The organism is Algoriphagus litoralis (assembly GCF_003259255.1).
Lineage (GTDB): Bacteria > Bacteroidota > Bacteroidia > Cytophagales > Cyclobacteriaceae > Algoriphagus > Algoriphagus litoralis.
The window spans coordinates 1-7581 of record NZ_QGOL01000032.1 but is presented as its reverse complement, the minus strand read 5'-3'; the positions used below and the strand labels follow the sequence as shown (position 1 = coordinate 7581).

Annotated in this window: 7 protein-coding genes; 6 read left to right on the top strand and 1 reads right to left on the bottom strand. The window is 37.2% G+C overall.

The annotated features are described in order from the left end of the window. Window positions 1–120: 120 nt before the first annotated feature. On the bottom strand, window positions 121–492 hold the full coding sequence (locus tag DK188_RS21570) for a hypothetical protein (protein ID WP_157963320.1): 372 nt from the start codon (window positions 490–492) through the stop codon (window positions 121–123). 20 nt (window positions 493–512) lie between these two features. On the opposite strand from DK188_RS21570, the gene DK188_RS20975 reads away from it, so the two are divergent. The 6 genes from DK188_RS20975 (at window position 513) to DK188_RS20950 (ending at window position 7475) form a co-directional block, all read left to right on the top strand. Then, on the top strand, window positions 513–854 hold the full coding sequence (locus DK188_RS20975; protein ID WP_111672823.1) for a hypothetical protein: 342 nt from the start codon (window positions 513–515) through the stop codon (window positions 852–854). 134 nt (window positions 855–988) lie between these two features. Then, window positions 989–2155 (top strand): ATP-binding protein, encoded by a 1167-nt coding sequence (locus DK188_RS20970; RefSeq protein WP_111672822.1) that lies wholly within the window; start codon window positions 989–991, stop codon window positions 2153–2155. Then, on the top strand, window positions 2088–4700 hold the full coding sequence (locus tag DK188_RS20965) for a winged-helix domain-containing protein (protein WP_111672821.1): 2613 nt from the start codon (window positions 2088–2090) through the stop codon (window positions 4698–4700). The genes DK188_RS20970 and DK188_RS20965 overlap by 68 nt, the downstream gene beginning before the upstream one ends. A gap of 543 nt (window positions 4701–5243) precedes the next feature. Further along, window positions 5244–5924, top strand: coding sequence for a hypothetical protein (locus DK188_RS20960; protein WP_111672820.1), 681 nt, complete (start codon window positions 5244–5246; stop codon window positions 5922–5924). A 311-nt stretch (window positions 5925–6235) separates the two neighbouring features. Beyond that, window positions 6236–6709 carry a toll/interleukin-1 receptor domain-containing protein gene (locus DK188_RS20955; RefSeq protein WP_232825786.1) on the top strand — a complete coding sequence of 158 codons (474 nt, stop codon included), beginning with the start codon at window positions 6236–6238 and terminating at the stop codon, window positions 6707–6709. Between the two features lie 253 nt (window positions 6710–6962). Then, window positions 6963–7475: a hypothetical protein gene (locus tag DK188_RS20950; RefSeq protein WP_111672818.1), complete on the top strand. Its 513-nt coding sequence runs from the start codon at window positions 6963–6965 to the stop codon at window positions 7473–7475. The last annotated feature ends 106 nt before the right edge of the window (window positions 7476–7581 follow it).

The window sequence follows — 7581 nt, the reverse complement described above, 5'->3', positions numbered from 1 at the left end:
TGTCTAACTTTTTGGGGCTATTCTACTATTGGGTATTTTTTAGTTTCAGACTTTTTCCTTTCTTGTGATACCATCGATCTACCAGCCAATTGCCAATCTTTAACCAACCAACGATCCCAGTTATCCATTGACTTCTTGATTTTCAGATTCTTCCAAATCCTCCTGCTCATTAATAGTGCAGTCAGTCAGCACTGGACCAGGGTCTTTAAGTTTTCCACTACTTGAACGTCCATTCCTTAAGGAGAAGTAAGAGAGGATGTAGAGAAGGAGGGACGAGGTTAAAAAGCCAATTGAAAAATTGATAGGGATAATAGGGTAGGGCAAGGCGTCAAAAAATCTTGTTGTAAATGATTTTAGCCTTGGGCCAGGATGAAGGGCGGTCAAATTCCACCTAGTCCAATCGATAATATGACTACTCCCATAGGGGGAGAGTGGGGTGAAGTTGTTCTTGTAGAAAGACTGAAATTCAAAATATTCGCCGAAAATTCCCACATAACAATTGATTTAAAAATATGAGAATAGTAGATCATTCATTTTCCACTAATAATCCAGAGGAACTTTTACCACTTATTCAAAATAGATGTCATGATTTGCCACATAATGCTCGAAAAATGACATTTTTTCTCTACCAAAGTGGTGACCTTAAGGAAAATTTCAAAGTTGAATTTTTATTGAATGGTTTAGGCTTGGTGTATCGTTGGTTCTACCACGGGTACTATTATGATGAAAATGGTGTTTTGCAGCAGACTTTTAATGATTTCAGCGTAGACCCGATATCCTTGTCGGAACTTTTAAGGTTTACGGAAAAGGATATTGATTATGCGATGTCTGAATGGCTTGAGCTAAGGCATTAGGATAGGATTTTTTGATTTTCCATTGCCGTTTTACCGAGCTGCTTCTAAGAATCTTTATTTGACAATAAAAATTTTGCCAACTTATTTGACAATAAAAATATTGTCATTAATTTTGGCAATAAGAAAATTGTCAAATGAAAAATAGTCTAGGAAATCCGGCAAGAGGTGCGGCCTTCTATCCCAGAGAATCTGAGGTGCGAAAGATCTATAGGGTCTTAGATAAAGGAACCAGTATTTACCTTTCTGCTCCAAGGAGAGTTGGTAAAACTTCTATTCTCAAACATATCGAGGAATTCCCTCAGGAAGGCTACTTTTTTGTATATGTGATCACGGAGTCGGTGGATTCTGAAAATGAGTTCTTTAAAGTTATTTTCGAAGCGTTGATCAGAAGTGAAGCCATTGGAAAACTGAGTAAGCTCTATGATACAATAAAAGGGGGAATTGAATCAGTTTTGGGAAGGGTAAAAACTGTTTATCACGTTGAGATTAGGGAAAAAGGCGAGACGGATTACTTCCAGATTCTAACGGACTTATTTGAAAATATAAAGCCTGAGTTTGGACATGTGGTTATCCTGATAGATGAATTTCCCCAAACCATCCAAAACATTCTGAATAGTGATGGCAATGAAGCTGCAGAACACTTCATTCAAAAAAACAGGGAGTTACGCCACCATAGACATGTTCTGGACAAGATTCATTTTGTCTACACAGGTTCTTTGTCTCTTTTCCCGATGGTTGAGAAAGTAACCGAACTAACGGCAGTTAATGATCTTCGAACCGTTGAAGTGGCTCCACTTTCTTTAGTAGAGGCTCAGGATTTTTTAACCAAACTCTTGGAATACGATAAGGTGAGCCTATCGGTTCCCTTGATTCGATATGTTTTGGAAAAAATGGGATGGCTAATTCCCTTCCACTTACAGTTGATCGCTCAAGAGATCGTCGATGTATTTGAAGCAAGTGAGGGAGGGGAAATCACTGAAAAATCTATTGATCAAGCGTTTGATCAGATTGTCCATTTAAGGAACAAACCGCAGTTTGAACCCTATTTCGCCCGTTTATCAGCTTTGTTCAAAGGGAATGAGTACAATTTTGTGTTTGATGTTCTTGAATTTATCGCACTCCAGGAAACGATTAGCATAGACAAAATCTTGGATTTTGGAGTAAAGCATTCCGTCGAAGAGACCCGGAGAATCATGGATATCTTGGAAGGAGACGGATATTTATTCAAAAGTGATGAAAAATTCTACCGGTATACCTCCCCAATCCTTCAGATGTGGTGCCGTAAACATATTTGCAAATAAGAAAATGAGCGTCAAGACACTATATAATCCTGCCAGCCTTTCGAAACCGGAACTGATCGAAAGTTTCGTGGTTAGAACCAAGAATTTTGAAAAAATCTTTTCGGATATCAAATCAAGTGATATGAAATATCCTGAAAAGCATTTTCTCATTCAAGGCCAGCGTGGAATGGGTAAAACTACCCTATTGCTTAGGTTGAAGTATGAAATTGAAAACTCGCCTGATCTGAATGATTGGCTTTTGCCCGTTTTTTTTGGGGAGGAATCCTATGACTTGACTTCACTCTCAAGGCTTTGGGAAAAATTACTTGATTTTCTCGACGATGCGTTGGATACGGATGGTGAGCATTTCAACCATACCGAAGCATTTATTGATTTTGAAGATTATGAAAAAAGGTGCTATGAGTACCTAATCGAAGTTCTCCAAAAGAATAAAAAGAAACTGATTATTTTCTTTGACAACTTTGGACAGTTGTTTTTGGAAAATCTCAAGGAGAAGGAAAAAAGGAGGCTTCGAGAGATTTTAATGCATTGCAGTGAGATTAGGATTGTTGGTGCCTCGGCAATTGTGCTTCAGGATTTACATGATTATTCAGAGCCCTTCTATGAATTTTTTCAAATAGTTCGGCTGGACGGATTGAATAAAGAAGAGACCTACCAATTGATTGAAAGACTTCAAGAAAAAAGCGAGCAAAAAATTGATTTGAGGAAAGCAAAGGGTAAAATAGATACACTTGCAATTCTCACCGGAGGAGTAATCCGAACCTTAATGATGGTGTACCAAGTCCTTCTGGAAGATAAGGATGGCTCTGCATTAAATGATCTAGAAACCATTTTGGATCAAATTACACCTCTTTATAAAAGTAGAATCGAAGAATTGCCAGTTCAGCAGAGGAGAATTGTGGACGTAATAGCAAAAAATTGGGATGCAATTAGTGCAAAAGAGATTGCTGCACAAATCCGAGAAGATGGGAAAAGACTTCAAACAAAATTGGTTTCAGCGCATTTGGCCCAACTTGAGAAAAATAATGTCATCGAAAAAAAACAGACAAATACCAAAAATCACTTTTATCAATTAAGAGAACGGTTCTTTAATATTTGGTACCTAATGCGGAATGGAGACCGCCGAGACCGTAGAAAAGTAAAATGGCTGACAAAGTTTTTAGAATTTTGGTACGATGACGAAGAAGGTATGGATTCGTTTTTAGAAAGACATATTGAGCGGTTAAAATCTGGATCATACAATTCTAAATCTGCTCTACTATTGGCAGAAGCTCTTGCCGATATCAACAAAATAAATACTATAATTCTAGATCAACTAATGGAAGCAACATTGGCAATCCTAAATGAAGACCAAAAGCCTTTGTTAAATATGGGGCAGAAAAAACTTGCCCTTGCTACCAGATCTTTTAAAGATGGTGATCTTAAAAGGGCTATTCATATACTAGAAGGAACTAAAGAAAAGATAAATTCCCACAGATTTGTATTGTCATTTTTTTACTTCCTAGATAAGCAAATAGAAAAAATTAGGCCAGAATTACTTTTATTGGATGATGTTGATTATGAGGATTTTGACTTTTTGAAGCAGCTTAGTGTTTTGGCAAAGGATCCTAAATTGTTGGTAGATGTTTTGAATAAAAACACTAAAATTAAGCAGGGAGAAAAAGATCTTGCAATTGGAGAGGCCTTTTTTGAGGTGGGGGAATATGATTTAGCTGAAAATCATTACTTGAAAGCCGTTGAGGCAGGAGAAATTGTTCCGTATAAACATTTATCCATGATTTCTTTTGAGAAGGGTGATGATATTCGGGCAGAAGAATTGATGGTTTCTGGCTTTGAACAAGGAGCTGTAAAAGTTTCAGATCTATTGGAGTTCTACGAATTTCATTTTGATCAGGAGTCAGAAGATAAGAGTAAAAAGTTATTAGAATTGTTGCCTAAAGATAATCCATACTATAATTTTTACCATGGTCTCGAAATATTCAATTCAGAAAAATTCAAGTCTGATAAATTCGACGATGCTATTTTGTATTTGGAAAAAGCACTTATTGATTTTGATAAAATAAACGTTCGAGACATTAAGTTTACACAGCTAATTTCTAATTTACTTTTTTATAATATCGAGGTTTCTTTGGATAAGCAAAAACTTAAAAGTCTGTTGGAAAGGCTTGAAGAAGCCGAAATTGTTCCTTCATTTTTAAAGGTATATGCTGCTTTTGGATATACTGTTTTGGGCGAGTATAAGAAAGCTAATGAATTTTTGAGTTCAGATTCAGTACTCAAAGATTCAATTGAGCTCGATTCGCTTGGAGGTAATTTCAATGATACCATTCTCTTATTTTTGGCTAAAAAACAATATCACTTAGCCTTAGGCCTGTTTACAAAGAATGAAGTTCTCAAAGAAGTTTTTAAACCTACATATTATGCATTGATGACTCTTCTAAAAGAAGATTACCCCAATGAGGTGATCAAAATGGGTGAAGAACTCAACCAACCGGTAAATGATATCCTAGAAAGAATTGAAGAAATGAAATTGGAATACGCATAAATGCCTGACAACCATCAAAAAACGAATGTCATTCTGCCAGTCTGTCACCTGACATGTTAGTAATTCTGTCGAGTTCTTGTCAATTCAGAATAATATTTGGCAGGATTTGATTAATTCCGACAATCATCGTCAAACTGTCTGACTTTGTGACTTTTGGCACAAAGAGTGTTTAAAAAGGTGAAGCTAGTTTTGAAAAAGGCTTAGTCAAAATATTAAAAAAAAGGGGAGAGCTCCCGTTGGGAAAATAGGCTCTCTCCCTCTTAAACTTGGTGTGTGAGAACCCAAAGGTAAGAGTTTTTTTATTTTCCCGGTAGGTAATGCCTCTGCCTATTTGATAGAGGTGGTTAAACGCTAGAACAATGGCAAAAACCGGAGATGGGAAGAAAATCGTCCCAGTAAAGCCCCACACCAGAAAGGTGGACGGGAAGAAAATCGTGGTGCCTGGACATAGAAGATCCACACCGAATTAAGCCATTTTGGCTCCGGGCCGATCTATGGTCGGCCCTTTTTAAAATTTATCACCTTACCAAAACCACCTACAGTATGGCCTTATTATCCCTAAACCAATTGGCTGAATTTTCCAAGGCAACAGTAAAAGGAAAACAGAATATTGTAAAACAGCAAATTTCACCGAATCGTTTTTTAATTCAATGGTACCAGCTAGCGAGAGCAAGAATTAAAAAAAGTATCTCAAAGGGCTGGGATCCTCAACCAATTTATTCTGGATTGCAGAAATTGAAAAGTAGGATAAGCTTTAAGAATTCAAGACAAGAAAATGATCAAAAAGTTTCTATTAAGGCTTTAGAAAATTTTCTTCAGATTTCTAAGCCCCGAGAACTTCAATCTTTATCGTATGAACAGGTGGTTCCTGATTCAAAAATTCTTGTTCTTAGTAATTTAGAGATTTTAGTTGCACCAGATGTAATATTTCGAACACAGATTGAGGGTAAAAATTATTTGGGAGCATTTAAAATACATTTTGGTAAAACAAAACCTTTTGATCTGAATCAATCTAGGTTGGTTGCAGCAGTTCTTTGGAAATACCTAGAAAAAGAGGTTGTTAGAGAAGATGAGGTTGCCTTGCCAAATTTATGTTTTTGTTATGACGTCTTCTCAAATAGAATGGTATCTGCTCAAGAAGATTCAAATTCCATTTTCTACAATATTGATTTGTGGGGCCATGAAATAAATCAGATTTGGGATTTCTTAAAACAAACAGGGTAATTTCCAAAAAACGCATAATACCAATGTAGGTAAACTTTACCATTCATTAAAACTAAAGAAATAAATAACAAATATAATAATAATTTATGTCAAGATGCACAGCGCCAAGATACGGACATCGTACTCAAAGTGGTAGAGATGCCTGTCCTGCATGTAGTAGTCGAGGATTTAGAATCTACAATCCATATCCTTCCTACTCATCAAGTTATTCAATCGGAAATAGTTCAAGTGGCAGGAGTAGTGTTACTACCCGAAGATCAAAGCCACGTTGGTCAAGAGCAGGTTCACCAGTATTTTATACCGCAGCAGAGGTGCAGGCACTTACGCCAGTTCGTCAAACAGTTGAGAAACTTGCGTCACGCCATGACCTAAGGGATGTTTTTCTTTGTCATGCTTGGGACGACAGGCTGGGTGTTGCTAAGGAACTTCATGATTTACTTTTATTGAATGGTGTTTCAGTATGGTTTAGTGAAAAGGATGTGACACTTGGTGTTCCGTTAATGCGGGCAATAGACAAGGGTTTGGCGAATTCTCGGATAGGGCTGGTATTGGTCACTCCTGCATTAATTAAACGCCTCCCTCAAGAAGGTATCGCAGACAAAGAACTTTCAGCATTGCTTGCTCGTGACCAATTAGTTCCCATTGTTCATAACACGACATATGAAGCTCTCCGGGAAGTTAGTCCTTTACTCGCATCACGGACCGGTCTTAGCACAGCAGAGGAGACAATTTCAGACATAGCGGCCAAGCTTGGAGAATTAGTTAACCTTGAACTAAGCTGTTGAAATATATAATTGTTAGTAATTTGCTATGTTAGATTGCTACCACTGTCGATACAGACTCTTGGCAAAAAGGCTTATTTGTCAGGTTAATAGAAAAAAGTACAAAGATTGAATAAAGGGGAGTACTTTACTCCCTTTTTAGTCTAACGAAAAATGAAATGAAATCGAGCATGACCCGAAGCAACACACATAGGGATAGTTATAATCCAGGAGAAATTCCATGTGACCATAAAAAATCAAAATATACACACATGACATGAACCGATCAATTCAGGTCCTTGGAATTATTGGAGCAACCTTCCTTCTAAGTTTGGGTGTTTTCCAAAATACCTTCGCCCAATACAATCTGTCAAATACTCCGATTTGGACTAAAATAAACTATGTGGCTAAGGAGACGACTAAAGATGGACCGTCAATGTACGTCGAACTAGAGATAAAAAATCGCAGTACTCAATCTATTATAATCACCTCAGTCCAACAGGGTAGTCTAGATGGACCAGAAGAGATTTTTATTGTCAAAAATTCCAAAGGAGAAGACGTTCACACCCGCTTTGAGATGCGCGAATATTTTGGACCGAACGGACGAGTGCTGAAAAGTGGAGAAATTCTTTATCGGTATTACAAAAGACCAATTTATCCTATTATGATGGACCAGAACCTTCATTTCAATTTCGGAATATCTACCATAGGCCATGGTTCCTTTATTACCGAATCGGTATGGGCCGTACCTAGAAAAATGGAAGAAAGACCATTTAAGCCTAAGCAGTGAATTGTTTTTAATCCAGTAATTGGAAATTGAATCGGGTGTCAATTTTCCATAATCCTTCATTCCAACCCAAAAAACCTTTCTTCCCCCTCACTTTTTTCTCTTTCAA

Bases quoted from the DNA above. Each gene is read 5' to 3' on its own strand.
- DK188_RS20975 (WP_111672823.1), top strand. From the start codon at position 513: ATGAGAATAGTAGATCATTCATTTTCCACTAATAATCCAGAGGAACTT.
- DK188_RS20970 (WP_111672822.1), top strand. From the start codon at position 989: ATGAAAAATAGTCTAGGAAATCCGGCAAGAGGTGCGGCCTTCTATCCC.
- DK188_RS20965 (WP_111672821.1), top strand. From the start codon at position 2,088: ATGAAAAATTCTACCGGTATACCTCCCCAATCCTTCAGATGTGGTGCC.
- DK188_RS20960 (WP_111672820.1), top strand. From the start codon at position 5,244: ATGGCCTTATTATCCCTAAACCAATTGGCTGAATTTTCCAAGGCAACA.
- DK188_RS20950 (WP_111672818.1), top strand. From the start codon at position 6,963: ATGAACCGATCAATTCAGGTCCTTGGAATTATTGGAGCAACCTTCCTT.